This window comes from Pseudoruegeria aquimaris, assembly GCF_900172235.1.
Taxonomy (GTDB): domain Bacteria; phylum Pseudomonadota; class Alphaproteobacteria; order Rhodobacterales; family Rhodobacteraceae; genus Pseudoruegeria; species Pseudoruegeria aquimaris.
The window spans coordinates 90,376-114,316 of record NZ_FWFQ01000010.1; the positions used below are offsets into that span (position 1 = coordinate 90,376).

22 protein-coding genes and 1 pseudogene are annotated in these 23,941 nt (G+C 67.4%); 11 read left to right on the top strand and 12 right to left on the bottom strand.

What is annotated here, in order from left to right; translation table 11 throughout:
- Positions 1-92: 92 nt before the first annotated feature.
- The 4 genes from PSA7680_RS08760 (at position 93) to PSA7680_RS08775 (ending at position 4,540) form a co-directional block, all read left to right on the top strand.
- On the top strand, positions 93-1,010 hold the full coding sequence (locus tag PSA7680_RS08760; RefSeq protein WP_085868331.1) for a LysR family transcriptional regulator: 918 nt from the start codon (positions 93-95) through the stop codon (positions 1,008-1,010).
- Positions 1,011-1,128: 118 nt separating this feature from the next.
- Positions 1,129-2,232, top strand: coding sequence for a mandelate racemase/muconate lactonizing enzyme family protein (locus PSA7680_RS08765; protein ID WP_085868332.1), 1,104 nt, complete (start codon positions 1,129-1,131; stop codon positions 2,230-2,232).
- Complete coding sequence (locus tag PSA7680_RS08770) at positions 2,229-3,269, top strand: zinc-dependent alcohol dehydrogenase (protein ID WP_139838594.1); 1,041 nt, start codon at positions 2,229-2,231, stop codon at positions 3,267-3,269. The genes PSA7680_RS08765 and PSA7680_RS08770 overlap by 4 nt, the downstream gene beginning before the upstream one ends.
- A 182-nt stretch (positions 3,270-3,451) precedes the next feature.
- Positions 3,452-4,540: a porin gene (locus PSA7680_RS08775; protein WP_085868333.1), complete on the top strand. Its 1,089-nt coding sequence runs from the start codon at positions 3,452-3,454 to the stop codon at positions 4,538-4,540.
- Between the two features lie 109 nt (positions 4,541-4,649).
- Here PSA7680_RS08775 and PSA7680_RS08780 read toward each other — a convergent pair whose 3' ends face one another.
- From PSA7680_RS08780 to putA, 7 genes and pseudogenes are all read right to left on the bottom strand, one after another.
- Positions 4,650-5,315 (bottom strand): cytochrome c3 family protein, encoded by a 666-nt coding sequence (locus PSA7680_RS08780; protein WP_085868334.1) that lies wholly within the window; start codon positions 5,313-5,315, stop codon positions 4,650-4,652.
- Positions 5,315-5,791 carry a nitrate reductase cytochrome c-type subunit gene (locus tag PSA7680_RS08785; RefSeq protein ID WP_085868335.1) on the bottom strand — a complete coding sequence of 159 codons (477 nt, stop codon included), beginning with the start codon at positions 5,789-5,791 and terminating at the stop codon, positions 5,315-5,317. Before PSA7680_RS08785 ends, PSA7680_RS08780 begins: the two co-directional genes overlap by 1 nt.
- A gap of 8 nt (positions 5,792-5,799) precedes the next feature.
- A pseudogene (gene napA / locus PSA7680_RS08790) lies at positions 5,800-8,288 on the bottom strand (nitrate reductase catalytic subunit NapA).
- Positions 8,289-8,293: 5 nt separating this feature from the next.
- Positions 8,294-8,584, bottom strand: coding sequence for a chaperone NapD (locus PSA7680_RS08795; protein WP_245824538.1), 291 nt, complete (start codon positions 8,582-8,584; stop codon positions 8,294-8,296).
- A complete protein-coding gene (gene napF, locus PSA7680_RS08800; protein ID WP_085868336.1) occupies positions 8,581-9,138 on the bottom strand; it encodes a ferredoxin-type protein NapF in 558 nt (185 codons plus the stop codon). Before napF ends, PSA7680_RS08795 begins: the two co-directional genes overlap by 4 nt.
- Before the next feature lie 3 nt (positions 9,139-9,141).
- Positions 9,142-9,315, bottom strand: coding sequence for a periplasmic nitrate reductase, NapE protein (locus tag PSA7680_RS18935; protein ID WP_245824540.1), 174 nt, complete (start codon positions 9,313-9,315; stop codon positions 9,142-9,144).
- 214 nt (positions 9,316-9,529) lie between these two features.
- Positions 9,530-13,003, bottom strand: a complete 3,474-nt coding sequence (putA, locus tag PSA7680_RS08810; protein ID WP_085868337.1) for a bifunctional proline dehydrogenase/L-glutamate gamma-semialdehyde dehydrogenase PutA — start codon at positions 13,001-13,003, stop codon at positions 9,530-9,532.
- A 129-nt stretch (positions 13,004-13,132) separates the two neighbouring features.
- On the opposite strand from putA, the gene PSA7680_RS08815 reads away from it, so the two are divergent.
- The 3 genes from PSA7680_RS08815 to PSA7680_RS08825 all read left to right on the top strand — a co-directional run bounded on the left by PSA7680_RS08815 (position 13,133) and on the right by PSA7680_RS08825 (position 16,466).
- Entirely contained in the window at positions 13,133-13,594 is a 462-nt protein-coding gene (locus PSA7680_RS08815) for an Lrp/AsnC family transcriptional regulator (protein WP_085868338.1), read from the top strand.
- A gap of 130 nt (positions 13,595-13,724) precedes the next feature.
- Positions 13,725-15,368, top strand: a complete 1,644-nt coding sequence (locus tag PSA7680_RS08820) for a BCCT family transporter (protein WP_085868339.1) — start codon at positions 13,725-13,727, stop codon at positions 15,366-15,368.
- A gap of 144 nt (positions 15,369-15,512) precedes the next feature.
- Positions 15,513-16,466 carry a 1-phosphofructokinase family hexose kinase gene (locus PSA7680_RS08825; protein ID WP_085868340.1) on the top strand — a complete coding sequence of 318 codons (954 nt, stop codon included), beginning with the start codon at positions 15,513-15,515 and terminating at the stop codon, positions 16,464-16,466.
- On the opposite strand, the gene PSA7680_RS08830 is transcribed toward PSA7680_RS08825, so the two are convergent.
- Together PSA7680_RS08830 and PSA7680_RS08835 are read right to left on the bottom strand one after the other, a co-directional pair.
- Complete coding sequence (locus PSA7680_RS08830) at positions 16,440-17,570, bottom strand: FAD-dependent oxidoreductase (RefSeq protein WP_085868341.1); 1,131 nt, start codon at positions 17,568-17,570, stop codon at positions 16,440-16,442. The two genes, PSA7680_RS08825 and PSA7680_RS08830, sit on opposite strands and share 27 nt — an antisense overlap.
- 124 nt (positions 17,571-17,694) lie before the next feature.
- Entirely contained in the window at positions 17,695-18,453 is a 759-nt protein-coding gene (locus PSA7680_RS08835; protein ID WP_085868342.1) for a DUF1013 domain-containing protein, read from the bottom strand.
- Between the two features lie 146 nt (positions 18,454-18,599).
- Here PSA7680_RS08835 and PSA7680_RS08840 point away from each other — a divergent pair, with 146 nt between their 5' ends.
- The 3 genes from PSA7680_RS08840 to PSA7680_RS08850 all read left to right on the top strand — a co-directional run bounded on the left by PSA7680_RS08840 (position 18,600) and on the right by PSA7680_RS08850 (position 20,604).
- Positions 18,600-19,235, top strand: a complete 636-nt coding sequence (locus PSA7680_RS08840; RefSeq protein ID WP_085868343.1) for a ribonuclease T2 family protein — start codon at positions 18,600-18,602, stop codon at positions 19,233-19,235.
- 139 nt (positions 19,236-19,374) lie between these two features.
- Entirely contained in the window at positions 19,375-20,076 is a 702-nt protein-coding gene (locus tag PSA7680_RS08845; RefSeq protein WP_085868344.1) for an SDR family NAD(P)-dependent oxidoreductase, read from the top strand.
- Between the two features lie 12 nt (positions 20,077-20,088).
- A complete protein-coding gene (locus tag PSA7680_RS08850; RefSeq protein WP_085868345.1) occupies positions 20,089-20,604 on the top strand; it encodes a 2,4'-dihydroxyacetophenone dioxygenase family protein in 516 nt (171 codons plus the stop codon).
- Here the strand turns inward: PSA7680_RS08850 and PSA7680_RS08855 are convergent.
- On the bottom strand, positions 20,601-21,581 hold the full coding sequence (locus tag PSA7680_RS08855) for an NAD(P)H-quinone oxidoreductase (protein ID WP_085868346.1): 981 nt from the start codon (positions 21,579-21,581) through the stop codon (positions 20,601-20,603). The genes PSA7680_RS08850 and PSA7680_RS08855 overlap by 4 nt on opposite strands.
- A 33-nt stretch (positions 21,582-21,614) precedes the next feature.
- The gene (locus tag PSA7680_RS08860) at positions 21,615-22,328 is read right to left on the bottom strand and encodes a COQ9 family protein (RefSeq protein WP_085868368.1); all 714 of its coding nucleotides are present in this window, start codon (positions 22,326-22,328) and stop codon (positions 21,615-21,617) included.
- Positions 22,329-22,436: 108 nt separating this feature from the next.
- On the opposite strand from PSA7680_RS08860, the gene rpsU reads away from it, so the two are divergent.
- On the top strand, positions 22,437-22,643 hold the full coding sequence (gene rpsU / locus PSA7680_RS08865; protein ID WP_007818122.1) for a 30S ribosomal protein S21: 207 nt from the start codon (positions 22,437-22,439) through the stop codon (positions 22,641-22,643).
- Positions 22,644-22,984: 341 nt separating this feature from the next.
- Here the strand turns inward: rpsU and PSA7680_RS08870 are convergent, their stop codons facing one another.
- A complete protein-coding gene (locus PSA7680_RS08870; RefSeq protein ID WP_085868347.1) occupies positions 22,985-23,941 on the bottom strand; it encodes an acetyl-CoA carboxylase carboxyltransferase subunit alpha in 957 nt (318 codons plus the stop codon).

Below are 23,941 nucleotides of genomic sequence, written 5' to 3' on the forward strand. Positions count from 1 at the left end.
CGAGGCCCGCGCCAATGGGTATCAATCGCTTTGCATAACAAGCAATTCGCATTACAGGTAATCTGCATAACCATTTTGGAATGCAGCCTGCCATGGACCTTGCCCGCCGCCTGAAACCCAACCACCTGCGATTGCTTCTGAAAATCGCGGAGACCGGCCAGTTGCAGGCGGCCGCGCATCTTTCCGCTATTTCGCAGCCCGCGGCTTCGCGCACGCTGGCGGACGTGGAAGCCGCGCTCGGCGGGCCGCTGTTCGAGCGCCACCCCAAGGGCATGGAGCCCACGCCGCTCGGGTGGATCTTCCTGCGCCATGCCAAGGTTATCCTGGAAGAGCTGGATCTGCTCCAGGCCGAGGCCGAGCGTTTCGCTCTCGGAGACATGGGCCGCGTGCGCATCGGCACGGTCACCGGCCCGGCGGTGGGCTCGCTGATGCCCGCCGTGCGCGAGGTCAAGGCCGAGGCCCCAGACATCGAGTTCACCATCGAGGTGGCCCCCTCCACCGAGTTGATGCGGGGCCTCGTGGAAGGGCGCTACGATTTCGTCATCTCCCGCTTGGCGCCGGGCTACGATGCGCGCGAGTTCCGGCTGCACCCGGCGCGCGGAGAGGTCGTTTCCCTGCTGGTGCGCCCGGAGCACCCGCTTGCAGGCCGGCGTGGCCTGCCGCTGCAGGCGCTTCTGCGCCACGAATGGGTGATGCAGGACATGGGCTCGCCGATCCGCCTTGCGGTGGAGAATGCCTTCCACGCGCAGGGGCTCGCGGCGCCGCGCCGGGTGACGAACTCCTCCTCGCTGCTGATCGCGCTGGCCTTTCTGCAGGGCACCGACACGATCGCCCCGCTGACGCATGAGGTGGCCAACATGCTGCTGGAGCCGCCGCTCAGCGCGCGGGTCACGCCGCTGGATCTCGCCACGCCGATCTCGGTTTCGCCCTGTTTCGTGATCCAGAACCGAGGCCGGCGGCTGAGCAGCGCTGCGGAGCGCGTTCTGGCCCGGGTATTCGCCTACCTGTGAGCCCGCGACCTTCCCGAGGGGCAATTGCCCATTGCGCCCCCTACCGGTTTTTTTGCATGGTTCGCGCAACTACCGGCCCGGGAGGGGATTGGGGCCGCGGCATGTTGGGAGGCAGCCGGTGACACAGGAAATCACATCCGTCGAGGTGCGGCGCTTCGACGTGCCGCTCGCCGAAGTGCTTTCGGACGCCAAGCACGGCGATCACACCCACTTCGAGCTCGTCACCGCCACGGTGCGGCTGGCCGACGGCAGCGAAGGCACCGGCTACACCTATACCGGCGGCAGGGGCGGCCACGCCATCGAAGCGATGATCCGCCACGACCTGGCGCCCTTTCTGGTGGGGCGCGATGCGCGGGAGGTCGAGGCGCTCTACGAGGCGATGCAATGGCACGTGCACTACGTGGCGCGGGGCGGCATCGCGAGTTTCGCCATTTCCGCCGTTGATATTGCCCTTTGGGATCTGCGCGGCAAGCGCGAGGGCCGTGCGCTCTGGCAGATGGCCGGGGGCGCATCGGACCGCTGCCGCGCCTACGCCGGCGGGATCGATCTGAACTTTCCCCTGCCCAAGCTGCTGGACAGCATCCGCGGCTATCTCGCGCGCGGCCACGACGGGGTGAAGATCAAGATCGGCCAGCCCACGCTGGAAGAGGACGTGGCCCGCGTGAAGGCGGTGCGCGAACTGATCGGCCCCGATGTCACCTTCATGGTGGATGCCAACTACTCCATGACCGAAGCGCAGGCCATCGCGGCCGCCGAGGCCTTCAAGCCCTATGGCATCACCTGGTTCGAAGAGCCGATCATCCCCGACGACTACAAGGGCTACGGCCGCATCGCGCAGGCCACCGGCATGCCGCTCGCCATGGGCGAGAACCTCCATACGATCCACGAGTTCGAATACGCCGTGGCCGACGCGCGCCTGAGCTACCTGCAACCGGATGCCTCCAACTGCGGCGGCATCACCGGCTGGCTCCAGGTCGCCGAACTGAGCGCCGCCCACGGCATTCCGATCTGCTCCCACGGGATGCAGGAGTTGCACGTCAGCCTCGTCTCCGCCCGCGAGAACGCGGGCTGGATCGAGGTCCATTCCTTCCCGATCGATCAATACACGACGCGGCCGCTGGTGATCGAGGATCACCTCGCCGTCGCACCCGACACCCCCGGCACAGGCGTCACCTTCGACTGGGAAAAGCTGCGCCGCGCCCATCAGGAGATGCACAGATGAGCACCCAAACCGTGAAAGCCGCCGTCTACCGCGGCAACAAGACCTTCTCCGTGGAAGAGCGCACCGCGCCGCCTCCGGGGCCGGGCGAAGTGCGGCTGGCCATCGCCTACTGCGGCATCTGCGGCACCGACATGCACGTCTACCACGGCAACATGGACGCCCGCGTCGGATTTGACAGGGTGCTGGGCCACGAGATGTCGGCGGTGGTGGAAAGCCTCGGCGACGGCGTTGAAGGGTTCGCCCCCGGCCAGCGCGTCGTGGTGCGCCCGTTGCAGCCTTGCGGCGAATGCCCGGCCTGCACGGCAGGCCACAGCCACATCTGCCACAAGCTGAAGTTCCTCGGCCTTGATACCGACGGCGCGTTGCAGGGTCTCTGGAGCGTTCCCGCCCACACGCTGCACCACCTGCCCGATGGGCTGGCGCTGGATCACGCCGCGCTGATCGAACCGCTGGCGGTGGCCTGCCACGACGTGCGGCTCTCGGGCCTCACCGAGGGCGAGGACGCCGTGGTGATCGGCGGCGGGCCGATCGGCGTTCTGGTGGCGATCGCCGCCCGCGCCGCCGGCGGCAACGTGGTGATCTCGGAGGTGAACGAACACCGCCTCGCCGTGGCGCAGGCCATGGGGTTCGACACGATCAACCCGCGCGAAACCGATCTGGCGGAGGCCGTGAACGCGCGCACCGAGGGCAAGGCGGCGGAAGTCGTCTTCGAGGTGTCCGGCACGCAGGCCGGGGTGGACGCGATGACGGCCGTGGCCGGCACCCGCGCGCGCATCGTCATGGTGGCGATCCACGCCCAGAAGCCGCAGATCGACCTGTTCCAGTTCTTCTGGCGCGAGCTGAAGCTGATCGGCGCCCGCGTCTACGAGCCCGAGGATTACGAACGCGCCATCGCGCTGCTCGCGCAGGGCGCGGTGGATGCCGAGCGCTTCATCACCGATATTTCGCCGCTGTCCGAGGTGCAGGCCGCCTTCGAGGCGCTGGACCGCAGCCCGACGGCGATGAAGAGCATGATCAAGGTCGGCGATTTCGACTGACCGCTCCACGCACCGCGGGCCAATCGGCAACGGTTGCCCGCGAAGTTCCCCATTGATCCGGGGCGGCCCTGCCGCCCCGTTTTCTTTGTGCTACCTTGCGGTTGTTTCTTATCCCCCATCTCGCGCTCAACTGTTGGCAACAGATCCGCAGACCGCGCCAAGGCCGCATCGAGGAGCTTTCCATGAAAGCCGCTATCCCCCTTCTGACAGCAACGGCTCTCGCCCTGCCCACGGCGTTCTGGGCGCAAGGCACATCCGCCATCGAGTTCTATGGCCATTTCAACCCGGCGTGGCAAAGCGTCGATGATGGCGGTCAGACGACGAACACCTTCACCGACAACTCCAACGCCAACAGCCGCTTCGGCTTCAACGTCACCGGCGATCTGGGCGATACCGGCAACAGCTTCCTGTTCAACTTCGAAACCGGGCTGGGCTTTCGCCAGTCGGGCGCGGTGAGCCAGCTGAACGCGCCGGATTTCTGGGACATCAAACGCACCGACCTGCGGAAGTTCGAGGTAATCTTCTCCACCGGCTACGGCACTTTCTCCGCAGGCCAGGGCTCGATGGCGAGCGACGGCGCGGTGGGATCCGATTTCACCGGCGTCGGCGTGGTGGCGGGCAGCGCCATCGGCGATCAGGCCGGCGGCTTCCAATTCCGCGATGCCGGCGGCACGCTCTCGGGCATCGCCATCTCCGATGTGTTCAAGAATTTCGACGGCAGCCGCCGCTTCCGCCTGCGCTACGACACACCGCAATACGGCGGCTTCAAAGTGGCCGCCGCCTACGGGATCGAAGTACTCACCTCCGGCGATGACCGCGATTTCTACGATCTGGCTGTCTTCTACGCCGACACATTCGGCGACGTGGAATTCGCCGCCTCCGCCGGCTACTCCGACACCAGCGACAGCAACGCCGGGGCCTATGCGGGTTCGGCCGGGATCCTGCACACCCCGTCGGGCGTCAGCTTCACCCTGATCGCGGGCGGCGCGGACACCGACGCCTCCTACGCCATGGCCCGCCTCGGGCTGGAACGCGATGTCGTGAGTTGGGGCGCCACCGCAGCGGCGCTGGATTACTACGCCGGGGAGGATTTCGACACCGCGGGCTCTGACTCCGATCTCTGGGGCGTCTCCCTCGTGCAGAAGATCGACGCCGCCAATATGGAGCTTTACGCGGGCTACCGCGCTTACAGCTTCGCAGACACCAGCGGCACGCTCTATCAGGACATGGACTCCTGGCTGCTGGGGGCGCGTTGGAAGTACGATTTCTGAAGGCCGACACGCCGCTGATCGCAGCCCCCGAAAGAGAATCGCGGCCCCGAACTGGGGGCCGCGTTTTTTCATTTTGAAGCGGCACAGCCCAAGGGCTGCGCGCCGGGCGTCAGTTGGCGCCAAGCTCCTCGAGGCTGTCGAGATAGGCCACGATCTGCGCTTCCGTCGGCTGCGGCTTCATCATGCCGGCCTGGCCGAGATCGGGCAGTTGGTGCGCGATCCCCTTGTGGCAGTCGATGCAGGTCTTCTCGCCGGTGACGAGGAAGCGTTCGTGGGTTTCGGCCGCGCGTTTGGACTGGCGGGTGAAATCCATGTATTCCTCGGAGTGGCAGTTGCGGCATTCCAGCGAGTCGTTGGCTTCAAGCCGCGCCCATTCGTGCTGGGCCAGTTCGAGCCGTTTCTCCAGGAATTTCTCGCGCGTGTTGATCGTGCCGAAGATCTTGCCCCACACCTCCTTGCTGGCCTGCATCTTGCGCGCGATCTTGGGCGTCCATTCATGCGGCACGTGGCAATCCGGGCAGGTGGCCCGCACGCCGGAGCGGTTGGTGTAGTGGATCGTGGATTTCAGCTCTTCGAACACGTTGTCGCGCATCTCGTGGCAGCCGGTGCAGAACTTCTCGGTGTTGGTCAGTTCGAGCGCGGTGTTGAACCCGCCCCAGAAGATGATCCCCATGAAGAAGCCGCTCAGGCACAGGAAGCCCAGCGAATAGTGGATGCTGGGCCGGGCGATGGTGCGCCAGAGGCCCTTGATCCAGTTCCAGAGGCGGGAAAACATCAGTCGCTGCCTCCCTCGTTCTCTTTCAGGTATTCCAGAACGTTGTCCACGTCCACGAAGGCATTCTCGACCAGCGGCTTGGCCTCATGCTGCGGCACGTGGCACTGGGTGCAGAAGTAGCGCCGCGGCGAAACCGAGGCGAGCACCTGGTTGTCCCGGTTCATGAAGTGGGTGACCGAGATCATCGGCGCCTGACTGTCTTCCACGGCGCTGCGCGCGTGGCAGGTGAGGCAGCGGTTGGCGTTCTTGTCGATCTGGTATCCCTCGATCTTGTGCGGGATCAGCGGCGGTTGTTCGGGGTAGTTGCGCGCCTTGCGCAGATCGTCGTTCGTCTGTGCCGGGATCGGCGGCGGCATGGTTTCCTCCGCCAGGTCCACCTCGCCGCGAAGGGTCGCGACATATTGCTGGGCCGAGGCGGCAGAGATCGAAACCGTCACCGCGGCGACGCCCAGAACGGATAGAAGAATGCGTTTCATCTCACACCTCACACAGCTTCGATGCGCACGGCGCATTTCTTGAAGTCGGTCTGCTTGGACAGCGGATCGGTGGCATCCAGCGTGACCTTGTTGATCAGCTGGCTGGCATCGAACCACGGCACGAAGACAAGCCCGCGCGGCGGCTTGTTGCGCCCGCGCGTCTCCACCCGCGTTTCCATGAAGCCCCGGCGCGAGATCACCTTGACCGCGCTGCCGCGGCGCAGGCCCATCTCGGCGGCATCGTCCGGGTGCATGTAGCAGAGCGCATCCGGAACCGCCTTGTAGAGCTCGGGCACCCGTTGCGTCATCGAGCCCGAATGCCAGTGCTCCAGCACGCGCCCCGTGGAGAGCCAGAACGGGTATTCCTCATCCGGGCTTTCCGCCGGCGGCTCGTAGGGCAGCGCGAAGATGTTGGCCTTGCCGTCCTTGTTGCCGTAGAAATCCCAGCCCTCGCCCTTGGCGTAAGGGTCATACTCCGGGTTGAAACGCCAGCGCGTTTCCTTGCCGTCCACCACGGGCCAGCGCAGCCCGCGCACCTCGTGATAGGTTTCGAAGGGCGCCAGATCGTGGGCGTGGCCACGGCCGAAGGAGGCGTATTCCTCGAAGAGCCCTTTCTGGACGTAGAAGCCGAAATGCTCGGATTCGTCGTTGGCATGCTCCTTGCTGGTCTCCTCCAGGCCGAAGGCATTGACCTGGCCGTTGGCGTAGAGCACGTCAAACAGCGTCTTGCCCGCCACTTCGGGCATCTTGTCGATCAGCTCCTGCGGCCAGACCTCCTCGACGGTGAACCGCTTGGAGAATTCCATCAGCTGCCACAGGTCGGAGCGGCTTTCGCCCGGTGCGTGGACCATCTGGTGCCAGAACTGGGTGCGCCGCTCGGCGTTGCCGTAGGCGCCTTCCTTCTCCACCCACATCGCGGCGGGCAGGATCAGGTCGGCGGCCTGCGCGGTGACGGTGGGATAGGCATCGGAGACCACGATGAAGTTGTCGGGGTTGCGGTAGCCCGGCAGCCCCTCCTCCATCATGTTCGGCGCGGCCTGCATGTTGTTGTTCACCTGCACCCAGTAGCAGTTGATCTTGCCGTCCTTCAGCATCCGGTTCTGCAACACGGCGTGGGCGCCCACCTTCTCGGGGATGGTGCCCTCGGGCAGCTTCCAGATCTTCTCGGCCTTGGCGCGGTGCTCGGGGTTGTTGACCACCATGTCCGCGGGCAGGCGGTGGCTGAACGTGCCCACCTCGCGCGCGGTGCCGCAGGCGGAGGGCTGTCCGGTGAGCGAGAAGGGCGAGTTGCCGGGGGTGGAAATCTTGCCCGTCAGCAGGTGCAGGTTGTAGATCATGTTGTTGACCCACACGCCGCGCGTGTGCTGGTTCACGCCCATCGTCCAGAGGCTCATCACCTTGGTGTCCGGATCGGCGTAGAGCTTCGCCAGTTCCTCGATCCGCTCCTCCGGCACGCCGCTGGCCTCGGCGGCCATCTTCAGCGTGTAGGGCTTCACGAACTCGGCGAATTCCTCGAAGGTGATCGGCTCGGAGGCGCCGGAATCCGGGTTTGCCGCCGCCTGCTGCAGCGGATGCTCCGGGCGCAGCCCGTAGCCGATGTCCTGCGCGCCCTTTTTGAAGTTCACGTGCTTCTCGACGAACTCCATGTTCACCGCGTCGTTCTCGATCAGGTAGTTAGAGATCGCGTTGAGCAGGATCAGGTCCGTCTGAGGCGCGAACACCATCGGGATGTCGGCGAGGTCGAAGCTGCGGTGTTGGAATGTGGACAGAACCGCCACCTTCACATGGGGATGGCTGAACTTGCGGTCCGCGATGCGCGTCCAGAGGATCGGGTGCATCTCGGCCATGTTCGAGCCCCAGAGCACGAAGGCATCGGCGTTCTCGAAATCATCGTAGCAGCCCATCGGCTCGTCGATGCCGAAGGTGCGCATGAAGCCCACCACGGCCGATGCCATGCAGTGGCGCGCGTTGGGATCGATGTTGTTGGAGCGGAAGCCCGCCTTCATCAGCTTGGAGGCGGCGTAGCCTTCCCAGACCGTCCACTGGCCGGAGCCGAACATGCCGATGGCCTCCGGGCCCTTCTCCTTCAGCGTGGCCTTCCACTTCTCGGCCATGATGTCGAAGGCTTCATCCCAGCTCACCGGCTCGAAATCACCGTTCTTGTCGAACACGCCGTCCTTCTTGCGCAGAAGCGGCTGCGTGAGGCGGTCGGCGCCATACATGATCTTGGAGAGGAAATAGCCCTTGATGCAGTTGAGGCCCTTGTTGACCTCGGCTTCCGCGTCACCATGCGTGGCCACCACGCGGCCCGCCTTCGTGGCCACCATGATCGAACAGCCGGTGCCGCAGAAGCGGCAGGCGGCCTTGTCCCATTTTTGAGCTCCGTCAGTTCCGCGTCCGTGACGAGGTTCTGCGCCCCCGCCGGAAGCCCGGCCGCGGCTGCGGCTGCGGCGACGGCCTTTGCCTTGATGGCCTGTCTGCGTGTCAGTTTCACCATGCTGTTCACCCGCTCCGTTGTTCCGTTTCAATCCATGTTTCCGCCGCGCCGTCGTCCATCTGGTGGTAGACGAGCGCTGCACTCACGACGCCCTCGAGCAGCTGGATGCGATCCAGGGCGTCCACGATCGCCTGCTCACTTTCCGTTTCCATCGCCACGACGATCTTTCCGGCCGGATCGGTGAGGGCGACCTCGGCCGCCGGCTCCCGCGCGATGGCCTCGGCCACCGCCGCCAGGCGTTCGGGTTTGGCCGTGACCAGAAGGCTCGAGATATGCACCATCGCAAAAGGGCTCATGACGCCGCCTCCATGCTCATGGCGGGCTGCGCGGTGGCGGCCTCGATCGCGATGGCCCCCGCCGGACAGGGCGCGATGCAGGCGCCGCAGCCCGTGCAAGCCCCGGCATCCAGCGTGATCCCGCCCGCCGGGCGGATGCGGTAGTCGAAGCGCAGCGCCTGCGTGTCACAGTGATCGGCGCAGAGCCGGCACTCCACGCCGGCACGCATCAGGCAGCTCGCCTCGATGCGCACCACGTGGGAAAAGCCGGTTGCGGCGCGCTGGTTCGGATCTTCGGGCAAGAGGGTGAAGACATCCGCCTCGCAGGCTTCGGCGCAACGGCCGCAGAAGGTGCAGGCGGAGTCGCTGAAAACAACGTAGGGGTGGCCGTCGGGATCGGCCGTGAGGATGGCTTCCGGGCAGGCGCCCACGCAATCGCCGCAGCCCGTGCATTTCTCTGCGACGCTCTGCTCCGGTGCCCAGGGCGGGCGAAGGAGCCGCGCGTCGCGCAGGTCCGACAGCCGCCCCCTCAGAAGGTTGCGGCGGCCCAGGTCGGTGCCTTCCGTTCGCGCCATGGGCTAGTGCGCCCCGGGCGGGCCGTAGATGAGCTGAAGCATCCAGACGACAAAGCCCCAGCCGCCGACGATGGCCACGGACATGACCGGCGCCATGACGACGACCAGCAGGAAAACAGCGAGACGTTCCGAAGATTTCGGTGGTGCCTCAGCCTTTGGATCGGCTTGGGTTGCCACGAGATTCCTCCAACAGCGCAAACAAGACGTTGAAACAACAAATACTTTCTGGCCCGACGGTTCGACCTTAACACAGATCAAGGTGCGATCAAAAAAATTTGACCTACTTATTCTCCCATCAAAATCAAAGCGTTCCGCACCCTGTTCACATGGCGCGGAACGCATGCGTAACCCGATACCGCGCGAGCGGCAGCCCCGCACGGCCCGCCCCGACTCACGCGCCGGCGCTGGCCAGAAGGGCGGCATTGCCACCCGCTGCGGTTGTATCCACGCAGACATGGCGCTCAAGTCGGCAGCGGGCCGGCAGGTCTGTGGCGGTGACGAGCGGTATCATCGGCCCGTCGCGCCGGGCCAGCGCCTGCCGATAGGCCCGCGCCTCCTGCTCATCCCCCCAAAAGGCAACGACGCTCACGCCCGCGAGATGCTCCAGCGCCTCCGGGGCGAGATGCCCGTCGAGCGCGGCGCCCGGCGCGACAACCACGGCCGCGCAGCCCTCGGCCCGGGCGATGCGGGCCTGCTCCTGCGCCGCCGCGAGGCCCGGCCCGAGGCACAGGACGGTGCCGCGCCCGAACACGGACAACCGGTTGGATTCTCCCGTCGGCCCCGGCAGGCTTTCGGTGCGCAGCAGCAACCCGCCCTGCCGGCCCGCGTCGTCGATCGCCGCCTGAACCGCGCCCACCTCCACGGTGCCCCCCGCGGGGCCGGCCTCCGCCGCCGGGGCGGACTCGGGGCGGGTGAACCGGGCGAGATAGGCCGGCCCGCCGGCCTTGGGGCCGGTGCCCGAAAGCCCCTCGCCGCCGAAGGGCTGGCTGCCGACGACGGCGCCGATCTGGTTGCGGTTCACGTAGATGTTGCCCACGCGGATCTTGCGGACGAGTGCGTCCACCCGGCTGTCGATGCGCGAATGCACCCCGAAGGTCAGCCCGTAGCCCGAGGCGTTGATCTCCTCCACCACGCGGTCAAGCTCCTCGGCCCGGAAGGTGGCGATGTGCAGCACGGGGCCGAAGATCTCCCGCGTCAGGTCGGCCATGCCGGAAACCTCGATCACCGCCGGCCCGACGAAGGTGCCCTGTTGCGGGGGGCGCAGCTGCTTCAGCAACCGCCCTTCCGCCTTCGCCGCCGCGACATGGGCCTCGATCCCCGCCTTCGCCTCCGCGCTGATCACGGGGCCGACATCGGTGGCAGCCTGCCAAGGATCACCGATGCGCAGCGCATCCATTGCGCCGAACAGCATCTTGCGGATCGCCGGGGCTACGTCCTCCTGCACGTAGAGCAGCCGCAGGGCCGAACAGCGCTGCCCGGCGGACTGGAAGGCGGAGGCCACGATGTCGCGCACGGCCTGCTCCGGCAGCGCGGTGCTGTCCACGATCATTGCGTTCAGCCCCCCGGTTTCGGCGATGAGCGGCGCGCAGGGCGCCAGCCGCGCCGCCATCACCCGGTTGATGCCCTGCGCCGTGGCGGTGGAGCCGGTGAAGCAGACCCCGCCCACGCCGGGAGTGCCGGTAAGCACGGGGCCGATCTCGCGCCCGGTGCCGGGCAGCAGCTGAAGCGCCGCACGCGGCACCCCGGCCTCATGCAGAAGCCGCATGGCGAGGAAGGCGATGGCGTTGGTGGTTTCAGCCGGCTTGGCCAGCACGGCATTGCCGGTGGCCAGCGCCGCGGCGATCTGGCCGGTGAAGATCGCCAGCGGGAAGTTCCACGGCGAGATGCAGGTGACCGTGCCCAGCGGGCCGTTGGGCTCCTGCTCCGCCCGGGCCGCGTAGTAGCGCAGGAAATCCACCGCCTCGCGCAGTTCGGCGATGGCGTCGCGCCATGTCTTGCCCGCCTCGCGGGCCAGCAGCGCGAAGATCTCGCCGTGGCGCGCCTCGTAGAGATCGGCGGCCCGCTCCAGCACCGCCCGGCGCTCGGCGACCGGGGCCGCCCAGGGCCGCGCGGCCTCGACGGCCTGCGCCGCAAGGGCCGGGGTGACGCACAGGGCCGTGCCCAGCCTGTCTTCGGGCCGCGCCGGATTGCGGATTTCCAGCGTCTCGCCGCCCTCCTGTGCAAGCCCGTCCGCCAATAGCGGGGTGACGGCATAGGCCTTCTGCGCATAGGGCGCGCGGGCGGCCTCGATCTGGCCTGCGTGCAGCGGATCGTTCACGTCCCAGCCGCGGGAATTGCGGCGCTCGGGCCGGAACAGATCCGCCGGTGGCACCACGGCCGCGTTGCGCCCCGCGGCGGCGAGCGCCTCGAAGGGATCGGCGGCCACGGCGGCGGCCGGCACGGACTCATCGACGATCTGGTTCACGAAGGAGGAGTTCGCGCCGTTTTCCAGCAGGCGGCGCACGAGGTAGGCGAGCAGATCGCGGTGCGCGCCCACCGGGGCGTAGATGCGGCAGCGGGTGCCGGCCTGCGCCTTCACGATGTCATGGAGCGCCTCGCCCATGCCGTGCAGCCGCTGGAACTCGAAGGCCTGGAGATCTTCGGCCATCTCGAGGATCGCGGCGACGGTATGGGCGTTGTGGGTGGCGAACTGCGGGTAGATGCGATCGGTCATGCCCAGCAACTTGCGCGCGTTGCACAGATAGGCGACATCCGTGGCCACCTTCCGCGTGAACACGGGGAACCCGGGCAAACCCTCGGCCTGCGCGCGCTTGATCTCGGTATCCCAGTAGGCGCCCTTCACGAGGCGCACCATGATGCGGCGATCGAGCGTTTCTGCCAGCGCGTGGAGCCAGTCCAGCACCGCGCCCGCGCGCTTGCCGTAGGCCTGCACCACCACGCCGAAGCCCTCCCACCCTTCAAGGGCGGGCTCCTTCAGCACCGCCTCGATCACGTCGAGCGACAGATCCAGCCGGTCGGCCTCCTCGGCGTCGATGTTGAAGCCCATGCCGGCATTGGCCGCCATCTTCGCCAGCTCCCGCAGGCGCGGCACGAGATCGGCCATCACCCTTTCGTGCTGAGTGAACTCGTAGCGCGGATAGAGCGCGGAAAGCTTGACGGAGATGCCGGGATTTTCGCGGATGTCCTCCGAGGCGCAATGGGGCGCCAGCGCGGTGATGGCCTCGGCATAGGCGGTGAAGAAGGCATCGGCATCGCGCGCGGTGAGCGCCGCCTCCCCCAGCATGTCGTAGGAGTAGGTGAAGCCCTGCGCCACCCGCGCCGCACCGCGCTTCAGGGCGGATTCGATGGTTTCGCCCAGCACGAACTGGTGCCCCATCTCGCGCATGGCGCGGCCAACGGCCACGCGGATCACCGGCTCCCCGAGCCGCCGGATCGCCCCCCGCAGCACGCTGGCGAGCCCCTGCCCGTCCGACAGCACCTTGCCGGTGAGCATCAGCGCCCAGGTGGAGGCGTTCACGAGGTGCGAGCTGGAGTGCCCTAGGTGCTCACCCCAGGCCGAGGGGGCGATCTTGTCTTCGATCAGTGCGTCCACAGTCTCGCTGTCGGGCACCCGCAACAGCGCCTCGGCGAGGCACATGAGCGCGATGCCCTCCTTGGTGGAGAGCCCGTATTCCGCGAGGAAGACTTCCATCAGGCCCGGATCGGCCCGCCCGCGGATGTCCTCCACGAGCGAAACGGCGCGGGCATGAGCTTTGGCGCGCAGGCTTTCGCCGATCTGCGCCTCCTGCTGCAGGCGGGCAAGCAGCCCGTCTTCCTCGGCAAAGTGCAGCGCACGGATCCTGTCTCTGAGCGGGGAAAGGGGCATGGAAGCTCTCCAAACTGGGCGTCGGCTCCAGACTAGCGCAAATGCGAAAGTCTTTTTCTCCAACCTATGGCCTTCCGTAGGCGAAAGCGCTAAAATAACCGGCACACTGAACCCAAAACAGCAAGCAAAATGGCTGATCCGAGGCATATCGACCAATTCGACAAGCGCATCATCGCCGCGCTCAGTGAAAACGGCCGCCTGACGGTGACGGAACTGGCCAAACGCGTGGGCCTGACGAAAACCCCCTGCCAGCTGCGGCTGAAGCGGCTTCAGGAGGAAGGCTACATCCTCGGCTTCCGCGCCATCCTGAACCCCCGCAAGCTGGGGCAGGATCACGTGGCCTTCGTGGAAGTGAAGCTGGAAAGCACCACCGAAGCCGCGCTGACGCGGTTCAACCGCGCCGTGAACGCCATCCCCGAGATCGAGCAGTGCCACATGATCGCGGGCGCCTTCGACTATCTGCTCAAGGTCCGCACGAAGGACATCCACGCCTACCGCGCGATCCTCGGCGAGCAGATCTCCGCCCTGCCCCATGTGGCCAACACCTCGACTCACGTCTCGATGGAATCGGTGAAGGACACCGCTTTCTGAACAGGGAAGGCACCACCCGCCGACCCTGCGGAGACGCCGGGAAAACGGGGCGGAATGTCGGAACACGATCCTCAGACGCGCATTTTGCTGCTACCCTTCCACCATTCAGGGAAAAATTCGGACACGCATCATGACAGACGAAACCACTGATCCACAGGGCATTCCGGAGCCCGAGGGCACGACCCAGACGATCGAGACCGACTACGAGATCGGGCAGGACAACGTGACCGCCAGCATCGGCCCCTTCGGGCTGGATTTCCACAACCCGGTGTTCGTGATCTCGGGGCTGTCGGTCGTCGTCTTCGTCTTCTTCGCTCTCGCGCTGCCGGATGTGGCGGAGTCGGCCTTCGGCACGCTGCGCCCGTGGCTGACCTCGAACTTCGCCTGGTTCTTCCTGAGCGCCGGCAACATCTTCGTGCTGTTCTGCCTCTTCCTCATCGTCAGCCCCTACGGCTCGGTCCGGCTGGGCGGCTCGGAGGCGACGCCCGACTACAGCTACGCGGGCTGGTTCGCGATGCTCTTTGCCGCGGGCATGGGCATCGGGCTGATGTTCTACGGCGTGGCCGAGCCCATGAGCCATTTCTCCGCGTCGCTCGGCGGCATCACCGAGGAGGCCGGCCAGCGCACCGACTGGGCGCCGCTCGGGGCCGCCGCCGGCGATCCGGAGGCCGCGCTCCGGCTGGGCATGGCCGCCACCCTCTACCACTGGGGCCTGCACCCCTGGGCGATGTATGCCGTGGTGGCGCTGGCGCTGGCGCTGTTCAGCTACAACAAGAGGCTTCCGCTCACCATCCGTTCGGCCTTCTACCCGATCTTCGGCGAGAAGGTCTGGGGCTGGTGGGGCCACGTGATCGACACCCTCGCCGTCTTCGCGACGCTCTTCGGGCTGGCCACCTCGCTGGGCTTCGGCGCGACGCAGGCCAACGCCGGGCTCAACATGCTCTTCGGCATCCCGGTGGACACCACGACCGAGGTGCTCCTGATCACCGCGATCACCGCCGTGGCGCTGGTGTCGGTGGTGCGCGGGCTCGACGGCGGCGTGAAGGTGCTCTCCGAGGTCAACATGGGCCTCGCCTTCCTGCTGCTTCTGTTCATCCTCATCGCCGGGCCGACATGGGCGATCCTTTCGATCTTCGGCAGTTCGATCACCGCCTACCTCGGCGATCTGCCGGCGCTCTCCATGCCCTTCGGCCGGGAAGACAGCAACTACATGCACGGCTGGACGGCCTTCTACTGGGCCTGGTGGATCTCGTGGTCGCCCTTCGTGGGCATGTTCATCGCGCGGGTGTCGCGCGGGCGCACGGTGCGTGAATTCATCGTCTGCGTTCTGCTGATCCCGAGCTTCGTCTGCATCCTGTGGTTCTCGGTCTTCGGCGGCACCGCGCTGACGCAGTTCACCGAACAGGGCATCACCGCCGTGAGCGAAGCGCCGCTGGAGCTGAAACTCTTCGAGATGCTCAAGGAGCTGCCGCTTTCGTGGTTCACCTCGCTGATCGGCATCGTGCTGGTGATCGTCTTCTTCGTCACCTCCTCGGACTCGGGCTCGCTGGTGATCGACACCATCACGGCGGGCGGCAAGATCGACGCGCCGATGCCCCAGCGCGTGTTCTGGTGCTGCTTCGAAGGCGCCGTCGCCATCGCGCTTCTGGTCGGGGGCGGGCTCGCCTCGTTGCAGGCGATGGTGATCTCCACCGGGCTGCCCTTCGCCATCGTGCTCCTGCTGATGTGCTGGGCCGTCGTGAAGGGGCTTGCGGCGGAACGCCGGGCCCTCTGAGGCGCGCTGCATCGCATCCCTGCGGACGGCCCCGCCCGGGCCGTCCGTTTTGCCGCATCGGGCCTTCGCCGCATTGATCGGGGCCGTGTGCTCTGCAAACCTGCCCCGAGATCCCGCCGCCCCTCGCCGCCCGGAGTGCCCCAGATGCCCGACATCCTGACGCTGACCCTGAACCCCGCACTCGACATCGCCACCGAGGCGCCCGAAGTGGTGCCCGGCCCCAAGCTGCGCTGCGCCGCGCCGCAGGTGGATCCGGGCGGCGGCGGCATCAACGTCTCGCGCGCGATCCGCAACGTCGGCGGCGGCAGCCGGGCGCTCGTCTCCGTCGGCGGACCGACGGGTGCGCGGCTGATGGATCTGCTGCTGGCCGAGGGGATCGACGCGGTGGCGCTGCCGGCGCCCGGCGACACCCGGCAGAGCCTCTCGGTCACCGATGCGGGCACCGGCAAGCAGTTCCGCTTCGTGATGCCGGGGCCGCGTTGGGCCGAGGAGGACGCGGAACGCTTTCTCGCTGACGCCGAGGCCCTCGCACCGAAGGATGGGCTCGTGGTGCTTTCGGGCAGCCAGCCGCCGGGGCTGGCACCGGATTTTCCGCACCGGCTCAACACCCGCCTCGCACCTCTTGGCGTGCGGCTGATCGTGGACACCTCCGGCCCGCCGCTCGAAGCGGTGGCGGCTGGCGGGGCGCGGCCCGTCGCCGTGCTGCGGATGGATCAGGAAGAGGCGGAGGCACTCGCAGGTGAGCCCCTGCCGACGGCACGGGCCGCCGGGGATTTTGCCGCAAGCCTGTGCGAGCGGGGCGTGGCCGAGATGGTGATCCTGGCCCGCGGCGCCGAGGGGGCCGTCTTCGCGCAATCCGGCGCGACGCCGATGGCCTGCAGCAACGCCGATGTGCCGGTGGCGAGCAAGGTGGGCGCGGGCGACAGTTTCGTGGGCGGCTTCACGCTGGCGCTGGCGCGCGGGCTGCCGCCGGCGGAAGCCGTGCGCCACGGCAACGCAGCAGCCTCGGCGGCAGTGATGACCAAGGCCACCGAACTGTGCCGGCAAGAGGACGTGGCCCGTTGCCTGCCCCTATGCGTTCTGAGCCCGCTCGCCTGACACCAGCGCCGCGCCGAGCCGCCCCAGTTCATCGGAGCATTTCGCCCCCTTTCCGCACCCTGCCGTGGCCACGGCCACGCGGTCGGACAGGCGCCGCAGGATCGGCTGCCCGTCGGCGGAGAAACTCGTCATGCAGGCGTCCAGCCGCTGCGACAGGATCTCGAGCCCCGGCATGAACCGCTCGATCCAGCCGCGCAGGTAGGCGCCCACCTGCGGATCTCCGCCGGAACGGAACCACGCGCCGATCTCCTGCGCGCTGCGCAGGGGCCTGTCGGCGGGATCGCCGCCGAGCTTGAGGTAGAGCCGCCCGTCCGGGTAGCGGATCGGCGGCAGCAAGTAGGGATCGCGGCCGGACGGTTCGAGCAGCACCAGCGCGGGCATGTCTGCAAGCGCCGCCGCCTGCGCCTCGGAGACCTCGAAAAGCGCCACCGTCCGGGCAAAGACCCGCACCGGGGCGATCCCGGGCAGCAGCGAGGCGCTGTAGCCTCCCGCCGCCACCAGAAGGCGCACGCAACTGACCGCACCGCCGGCCGTCTCGACGCGCACGGCCTGCGCCGTTTCCTCGATCGCCAGCGCCGCATGGGGCATCAGCCGAGCCCCGGCCCGGCGCGCGCTTTCCACCTGCGCGGCCACGAGTCGGCGCGGGCTGATGTGGCCGGCACGCAGCGGCTCATGGCAGCCGGCGGTGCCGGGCAGGAAGCGGAATGCCGGGAAACGCGCGGCGAGGGCTTCGGGCCCATATACATCATGCGGCAGGCCACCGGCTTCGGCCACCGCCCGAACGCGTGCAAGGAAATCACCGTCTTCCGGCCCGGCCACCAGCGCGCCGGCCTCGGTGAAGAAGGGGATGCCGCTCTGGGCCTCGATCTCGGCGTAGCGCGCGATCGAGGCACGGGAAGCGGCGCTCCAGAACGGATCGGGATCGAGTGCGCGGGTGATGCGGCCTTCATCGTAGTGGCTGCCGAAGGGGCCGCCGTGATCGCCCTTTCGCGCGGGCTCCTCCGGCCCGATCAGCACCACGGATCGGCCCGCCCGCGCCAGGTGGCGCGCCGCCGCCGCCCCGATCAACCCGCGCCCGATGACGGCGAACTCCGCCTGCTCCATCTCTGCCCTCCCTCTGCATCGGGGCAGAGGATGCCGGCGGGCCGCGGGAAAGGAAAGACCCGCAACGAAAAAGGCCCCGCACCGCATGGTGCAGGGCCCCCGTGTGCTTGCCGGTTCGCCGCCGTCAGGGCTGCTCGTCTTCGTCGCCGCTTTCGGGCAGGTTGAAGAAGCTGTCGGCGTCGAGGAACTCCTCGTCCTGCTTGCCGTCGGTGCCTTCATCGCGCGGATCGCCGCCCAGCGTGAAGGTTTCGAGCCCCTCGATGGCCGTCGGGATCTTCGGCTCGGCTTCCATCGAGAGCGACTGCTCGGTGGAGACGAGTTTGCGGCGTTCGTCGTCGCTCATCACGGCGCCGTCGGCGGCTTTCTTCGCCGCGGCCTTCTGCACCGCGAGATCCAGCTCGGACTGCTTGCAGAGGCCCAGCGCGACCGGATCGATCGGCTGGATGTTGGCGATGTTCCAATGAGTGCGCTCGCGAATCGCCTGGATCGTCGGCTTGGTGGTGCCCACCAGCTTGGAGATCTGGCCGTCCGTCAGCTCCGGGTGGAACTTCACCAGCCACAGGATGGCGGCCGGGCGGTCCTGCCGCTTGGAGAGCGGGGTGTAGCGCGGGCCGCGGCGCTTCTCTTCGCCCACGGCGGCCGGGTTGAACTTCAGCTTCAGCTTGTGCAGCGGATCCTTCTCGCCCTTCTCGATCTCTTCCTGCGTCAGCTGGTTGTTGGCGATCGGGTCGAAGCCCTTCACGCCGGCGGCCACGTCGCCGTCGGCGATGCCCTGGACTTCCAGCTCGTGCAGCCCGCAGAAATCGGCGACCTGCTTGAAGGTCAGCGTCGTGTTGTCCACCAGCCAGACGGCGGTTGCCTTCGCCATGAGCGGTTTGGCCATCGGTCTTACTCCTTTCACGTCCTAACGACAGACAATGCGAGACCTTTCGCCCCTTTCGGGACGGTCCTGCCGGGGGCGGGACGGGTTCACGTTGTCGGGGAACTTGCGGCGTATATAGTGCCGATCAGGCAAAGAGGGAAGAGCAAATGCGTGTGATCGTGGCGGCGCTGGTGGCGCTGGGGCTGGCCGGGCCGCTGGCGGCGGAAGGCGAAAGGGCGGGAGATTTCGACTACTACGTTCTCGCGCTGAGCTGGTCTCCGAACTGGTGCAAGCTGGAAGGCCGCGCGAAGGGATCGCCCCAATGCGGCGGCGATGCCCGGTTCGGCTGGGTGATGCACGGGCTCTGGCCGCAATACGAACGCGGCTGGCCCAGCTACTGCCGCACGCCCCACCGCGAGGCCACCCGCGGCGAAACAGCCGCCATGGCCGACGTGATGGGCAGCGCGGGCTCGGCCTGGCACCAGTGGAAGAAACACGGGCGCTGCTCGGGCCTAGCGGCGCCGGACTACTTCGCGCAGGCGCGCGCCGCCTTCGAAAGCATCGCGCGCCCCGAGATCCTGCGTCAGCTGGATCGCCCCGTCCGCCTGCCCGCGACGGTCGTCGAAGAGGCCTTCCTCGAGGCCAACCCTGCGCTGTTTCCCGACGCCATCACCCTGACCTGCCGTGACGGGCACATCCAGGAGGCGCGGATCTGCCTGACGAAGGACTTGGAGGTGCGCCGCTGCGGGGCCGACGTGATCCGCGACTGCACCGCGAAAGCCGTGCTGGAGCCGATCGACTGACGCTCGCGGAAGGGGGCCCTGCCTCGCCCTCCCTGCGGAGCCACCCGCGGGATTTTTCCCGCTGGAGGATCGGGCCGATTGCCTGGGCGCGGAAACGGGGTAGGCTGGCCGGAACCATGGCGGAGCGCGGGGAGGTGGCATGAAACGGGTTCTCGTGACGGGCGGCACGCGCGGTATCGGCGAAGGGGTGGCACGCGGGCTGGCCGGGCGCGGCTGGGAGGTCATCGCGGCCTCTGCGTCGGAAAGCGAGCGGGCGGCCTTCACCCCGCAGGAGGGCGTCTCGGTGCGGGCGCTGGACGTGACCAGCGATGCCTCGGTGGCAGAGCTGTTCCAGGGGATCGGTGCGCTGGACGGGCTGGTGAACTGCGCCGGCATCCTGCGGCGGGGGGACGAGTTCGAGATCGATGTGTTCCGGCAGGTGCTGGAGGTGAACCTCACCGGCACCATGCGCTGCTGCCTCGCCGCCCGGCCTCTGCTGGCCGCGTCAGGCGGCGCGATCGTGAACACGGCCTCCATGCTCAGCACTTTCGGCGGGCCGCTGGTGCCGGCCTATTCCGCCTCCAAGGGTGGTGTGGCGCAGCTTACCAAGGCGCTGGCCGGGGCCTGGGCGCCGGAGGGTATCCGGGTGAACGCGGTGGCGCCGGGCTGGATCGAGACGGAGATGACGGGCGCGCTGCGCGAGGACGCGGCCCGCACCGAGGCCATCATGGCGCGCACCCCGCTCAGGCGCTGGGGGAAGCCCGCCGAGGTGGCGGCGCTGGTGGCCTGGCTGCTGGGGGAGGAGGCCGGCTTCGTGACCGGCGCCGTCTACCCGGTGGACGGCGGATACCTTGCGATGTGAGGAGGAGAGACGATGAAGGACAATGACCCGAGAATGCCTTACCAGCTGCCCTTTCCGAAAGACGCGCTGGAGGAGATCGTGATCCCGGACGCCGTGCCGCAGGACGAACGGCTCTGGGTGCCGCAGGCCGAGAACGTCTGGTTTCGCCCGCTCTGCCTGAACCGCTCGCAGGGCTACTGGATGAACCTTCTGAAGGTGCGCAAGGCCGGCGTGCTCTCGCGCCACCGCCACCCGCAGCCGGTGCATGGCTTCGTGCTGAAGGGGCGCTGGCACTACCTCGAACACGACTGGGAGGCAACGCCCGGCGCCTACGTCTACGAGCCGCCCGGCGAAACCCATACCCTCGTCGTGCCCGAGGACGTGGAGGAAATGATCACCTATTTCCAGGTCAACGGCGTGATGTGCTACGTGGACCCCTGGGGCGAGGTGCTGGGCTATGAAGACGTCTTCACCAAGATCGAGCTGTGCCGGAAGCACTTCACCGAGGTCGGCCTCGGTGAAGACTACGTGGAGCGTTTCATCCGCTAGATCTTGAGCACGATCTTCCCGATGTGGCCGGAGCTTTCCATGCGCGCATGGGCCTTGGCCGCCTCTTCCAGCGGGAATTCGCTGTCCATCACCGGGGCGATGCGCCCGGCTTCCAGCAGCGGCCAGACGTGCTGGCGCAGCTCGTCCGCGATGCGGGCCTTGGCCAGATCGCTCTGCGGGCGCAGGGTGGAGCCGGTGATCGTCAGGCGGCGCGCCATGATCTGCGCGAAATTGATCTCGGCCTTCGGGCCCTGCAGGAAGGCGATGTGCACCATGCGCCCGTCGTCGGCCAGCGCACGGATGTTGCGGGCGATGTAGTCACCGCCGACCATGTCGAGGATCAGGTCGGCCCCGCCCTCGGCCTGCAACACCTTCACGAAATCCTCTTCGCGGTAGTTCATCGCCACTTCCGCCCCCAGATCCCGGCAGACGGCGCATTTCTCCTCGGAGCCGGCCGTGGTGAAGACCCGCGCGCCGAAATGGCTGGCCAGCTGGATCGCTGTTGTGCCGATGCCGGACGAGCCGCCGTGCACGAGGAAGCGCTCCCCGGCTTTCAGCCCACCCCGCATGAAGACGTTGGACCAGACGGTGAAATGGGTTTCCGGCAGACAGGCGGCCTGCTTCAGATCCAGCCCCCTGGGGATGGGCAGCGCGTGGGCCGCCGGGCAGGCCACGTATTCGGCGTAGCCGCCGCCGGGCAGCAGCGCGCAGACGGCATCCCCGACCTTCAGGCCGGCGACATCGGCCCCGACTTCCACGATGGTGCCCGCGCCTTCGAGCCCCGGCAGATCGCTGGCGGTGGGCGGCGGCGCATAGAGGCCGGCGCGCTGGAGCGCGTCCGGGCGGTTGACCCCGGCATAGGCCAGCTTGATCACGATCTCTCCGGCCCGGGCGACGGGCACCGGGCGCTCTGCGAGGCGCAGCACCTCGGGGCCGCCCGCCTTGGTGATCTCGATGGCGCGCATGGTTTCGCTCATGGCAGGTATCCTGTCTCTGGGAAGGGTCGGGTGTCAGTTATCGGGCCAGATGGCGCCGGGCAGATCGCGGCGCGGCCCGCGGGCCGGCGGGGCCTTCACCTGCGAGAACAGCCAGTCCTGCCCCGCCATCAGTGGCTTGAGCAGCGGGTTCTTGCGGGCGCTGGCCTTGGCCATTTCGATCTGCATCACGTTGTCGATGCGGCGGTCGAGGAATTCCCAGGTGGCGGCATGGCCCGGGGTCTCGTCGCCCAGCCAGTAGAGGATGGTCGAAGCGTAGACGCCGGCGAGCGTGGCGCGCTTGGAATACCAGTTGAGATCCTCGGAGGTATCGCCCAGCGCCGTCCAGACGAGATCGCAGGTCTCCCAGACGAGCCTGGCCCCCTCGGCCGCATGCATCGGCAGGGCGAAGAGCGCCGAGGCCCGGCGCACGGCCTCCTTGTCTTCCACGCTCTCCAGCCGCAGCCGGATCGCATGGGCCACGCGATCCCGGAAGCGCATCGTGGTGAGATCGGCCTTGGCGAGCCCATCCAGCATCCGCTGATCACCGAGCCTGTGGTAGGCCACGGCCAGATCGACGCCCCCGCGCGGGCAGGCCGCGCGCGCCAGTTCCGAATCGATCCCGCTGTCGGCCACCGCCGCGCGGAAGGTCTCTTCGCTCCAGCCATCGAAGACGACATGCGGCAGGGCCGCCTCAAGCAGGGCGGAAACGGTCTCGGCGTAGGGGGAGTATGGGCGTTCCATCGGCATTCCTTCGGCAGGCTCGGGCAGACTGTAGACAAGATAGGCCGGCTTTGCTATATCGCCCACTCCTGCAATTTCCTTGCAACTCAAACTTAGAAAGGTGGTGAAAACCACATGCAGGTTAGCGTTCGCGACAACAACGTCGATCAGGCCCTTCGGGCTCTGAAGAAAAAGCTGCAGCGTGAGGGCGTTTTCCGCGAAATGAAGCTTCGGCAGCATTTCGAGAAACCCTCCGAGAAAAAAGCACGCGAGAAGGCTGAAGCCATCCGCCGTGCCCGCAAGCTGGCTCGCAAAAAAGCGCAACGCGAAGGGCTGCTCTGAGCACCTGACGCGATGGTTCGGGCTTCGGCCCGACACGACGACCCCCGCCTTTCGCGGGGGTTTGTTGTTTTCGGGGCATGGTTTCCAGCGACGACGGAGAGGTTCCGGGCAGTCGGCCCCGATGCGGCTTTGGCGCGGAATCGGTGTTTGTTCCGGTCGTATTCCGAGGCGAGCGCCTCAACCGAACATTGATCTGCCGGCCAATTTCGAGGTCACGGAATGCAACTTGCAATTCCGGCGCGCCCCGTGCGCCGCCTGCCTCCCGGTTTGGCAACCGCGATTGCCGCCGGAGGCGTTGGGAACCTGTCGGATGCCGGGGCCGCCGGCGATCACGCCGCGCTTCAGAGGCCCTTCTTGCCCATGTCCAGGTATTTCTGGCGGCGTTCCTTGCGCAGTTCCTCGGGGCTTTTCTTGCCCAGAACGCGCAGCTGCTCCTGCAGCGCCTTGCCGACACGCTCGATGGTGCCGGCGCGATCCCGGTGCGCGCCGCCCAGGGGCTCGGCGATGATCTCGTCGCAGACGCCGAGCTTGTGAAGATCCTGCGCGGTCAGGCGCAGCGCCTCGGCGGCCTCGCGCATCTTCTCGGCATCCTTCCAAAGGATCGACGCACAGCCCTCCGGCGAGATCACGGAGTAGATCGAGTGCTCCAGCATCAGCACCTTGTTGCCCGTGGCGATGCCCACGGCGCCGCCGGAGCCGCCTTCGCCGATGATGACCGACACGAGCGGCACCTTCACGTTGAGGCATTTCTCGGTGGAGCGGGCGATGGCCTCGGACTGGCCGCGCTCCTCGGCGCCCTTGCCGGGATAGGCGCCGGGGGTATCGACGAGGGTGATGATCGGCAGGCCGAAGCGGTCGGCCAGATCCATCAGGCGGATGGCCTTGCGGTAGCCCTCGGGGCGGGCCATGCCGAAATTGCGTTCGATGCGGGACTTGGTGTCGTGGCCCTTCTCGTGGCCGATCACCATCACCGGCGTGTCGCCGAGACGGGCGAGTCCGCCCATGATGGCGTGGTCGTCGGCGAAGTTGCGATCCCCGGCCAGCGGCGTGAACTCGGTGAAGAGCGCCTCGATGTAATCCTTGCAGTGGGGGCGGTCCGGATGCCGCGCCACCTGGCATTTGCGCCAGGGCGTCAGGCTCTTGTAGAGTTCGGCCAGCATGTCGGCGGCCTTCTTGTCGAGCGCCGCGGCCTCTTCCTCGACGTCCATCTCTTCGTTCGCCCGCGCCAAGGCGCGCAGCTCTTCCGCCTTCCCCTCGATGTCGGCCAGCGGTTTTTCGAACTCAAGATAGTTGCTCAT

Bases quoted from the DNA above. Each gene is read 5' to 3' on its own strand.
- PSA7680_RS08760 (WP_085868331.1), top strand. From the start codon at position 93: ATGGACCTTGCCCGCCGCCTGAAACCCAACCACCTGCGATTGCTTCTG.
- PSA7680_RS08770 (WP_139838594.1), top strand. From the start codon at position 2,229: ATGAGCACCCAAACCGTGAAAGCCGCCGTCTACCGCGGCAACAAGACC.
- PSA7680_RS08775 (WP_085868333.1), top strand. From the start codon at position 3,452: ATGAAAGCCGCTATCCCCCTTCTGACAGCAACGGCTCTCGCCCTGCCC.
- PSA7680_RS08780 (WP_085868334.1), bottom strand. From the start codon at position 5,315: ATGTTTTCCCGCCTCTGGAACTGGATCAAGGGCCTCTGGCGCACCATC.
- PSA7680_RS08785 (WP_085868335.1), bottom strand. From the start codon at position 5,791: ATGAAACGCATTCTTCTATCCGTTCTGGGCGTCGCCGCGGTGACGGTT.
- PSA7680_RS08795 (WP_245824538.1), bottom strand. From the start codon at position 8,584: ATGAGCCCTTTTGCGATGGTGCATATCTCGAGCCTTCTGGTCACGGCC.
- napF (WP_085868336.1), bottom strand. From the start codon at position 9,138: ATGGCGCGAACGGAAGGCACCGACCTGGGCCGCCGCAACCTTCTGAGG.
- putA (WP_085868337.1), bottom strand. From the start codon at position 13,003: ATGCCCCTTTCCCCGCTCAGAGACAGGATCCGTGCGCTGCACTTTGCC.
- PSA7680_RS08815 (WP_085868338.1), top strand. From the start codon at position 13,133: ATGGCTGATCCGAGGCATATCGACCAATTCGACAAGCGCATCATCGCC.
- PSA7680_RS08820 (WP_085868339.1), top strand. From the start codon at position 13,725: ATGACAGACGAAACCACTGATCCACAGGGCATTCCGGAGCCCGAGGGC.
- PSA7680_RS08825 (WP_085868340.1), top strand. From the start codon at position 15,513: ATGCCCGACATCCTGACGCTGACCCTGAACCCCGCACTCGACATCGCC.
- PSA7680_RS08830 (WP_085868341.1), bottom strand. From the start codon at position 17,570: ATGGAGCAGGCGGAGTTCGCCGTCATCGGGCGCGGGTTGATCGGGGCG.
- PSA7680_RS08835 (WP_085868342.1), bottom strand. From the start codon at position 18,453: ATGGCCAAACCGCTCATGGCGAAGGCAACCGCCGTCTGGCTGGTGGAC.
- PSA7680_RS08840 (WP_085868343.1), top strand. From the start codon at position 18,600: ATGCGTGTGATCGTGGCGGCGCTGGTGGCGCTGGGGCTGGCCGGGCCG.
- PSA7680_RS08845 (WP_085868344.1), top strand. From the start codon at position 19,375: ATGAAACGGGTTCTCGTGACGGGCGGCACGCGCGGTATCGGCGAAGGG.
- PSA7680_RS08850 (WP_085868345.1), top strand. From the start codon at position 20,089: ATGAAGGACAATGACCCGAGAATGCCTTACCAGCTGCCCTTTCCGAAA.
- PSA7680_RS08855 (WP_085868346.1), bottom strand. From the start codon at position 21,581: ATGAGCGAAACCATGCGCGCCATCGAGATCACCAAGGCGGGCGGCCCC.
- PSA7680_RS08860 (WP_085868368.1), bottom strand. From the start codon at position 22,328: ATGCCGATGGAACGCCCATACTCCCCCTACGCCGAGACCGTTTCCGCC.
- rpsU (WP_007818122.1), top strand. From the start codon at position 22,437: ATGCAGGTTAGCGTTCGCGACAACAACGTCGATCAGGCCCTTCGGGCT.
- PSA7680_RS08870 (WP_085868347.1), bottom strand. From the start codon at position 23,941: ATGAGCAACTATCTTGAGTTCGAAAAACCGCTGGCCGACATCGAGGGG.